This window comes from Oleiphilus sp. HI0079, assembly GCF_001635105.1.
In genome coordinates this window covers 1-896 of the sequence record NZ_LWFT01001226.1, presented here as the reverse complement: position 1 = coordinate 896, position 896 = coordinate 1, and the positions used below count along the sequence as shown (strand labels likewise).

General features: G+C 45.5%; 1 protein-coding gene. It reads left to right on the top strand.

Annotation, left to right across the window (positions count from 1 at the left end; all coding sequences use genetic code 11):
• Window positions 1-24: 24 nt before the first annotated feature.
• On the top strand, window positions 25-896 hold an 872-nt coding region (locus A3750_RS21680; RefSeq protein WP_231871913.1), incomplete at its 3' end, for a sulfate adenylyltransferase subunit 1.

The window sequence follows — 896 nt, the reverse complement described above, 5'->3', positions numbered from 1 at the left end:
ATATTGATTGATGCTCGCCAAGGAGTGCTCACCCAAACTCGACGCCATAGCTTCATCGCATCTTTATTAGGGATCAAGCACGTCGTTGTGGCCATCAACAAAATGGATCTTGTTGATTATAATGAAGGCCGTTATAACGAGATAAAAGACGACTACCTTAGCTTTACCTCTCAACTGGGTATGCATGACATTCGTTTTGTACCCATCTCAGCGCTGAAAGGCACGAACGTTCTGACGAATAGTGAGCTTACTCCGTGGTTCAAGGGCGAACCTTTAATGCAGATCCTCGAGAACGTAAAGGTAGCCGACGACAAAAACTTTAAAGACTTCCGACTTCCTGTTCAGTATGTAAATCGCCCCAACCTAAACTTTCGAGGATTCTGCGGCACGATTGCGTCCGGGGAAATCAACAAAGGTGACGAAGTCATCGCTCTTCCCTCGAACAAGCGAAGTACCGTGAAATCAATTGTTACCTATGATGGCGACATAAGCAGCGCCTTTGCAGGACAGGCAATTACGCTCACACTAAACGATGAGATTGACGTTTCGCGCGGCGACACTTTAGTTAAATCAGACAGTATTCCTAGCGTTAGCCAAAGCTTTTTAGCCAACATTGTCTGGATGAGCGAAGACGCAATCTCACCAGGAAAGCTAATCGATATTAAGCTAGGTTCAAGCACATCATCAGGATCTATTCGAAGAATTGAACATGCCGTTGATGTAAACACATTTGAAGAGCAGCCGGCGACAGAACTCAACCTGAACACAATCGCGAAGTGCGAACTTATGCTCAGTCAACAAGTGGTTTTTGACCCTTATGATCAAAGCAAGTACACCGGCTCATTCATTCTAATCGACCGACTTAGTAACGTAACGGTGGGCGCAGGAATGATCGT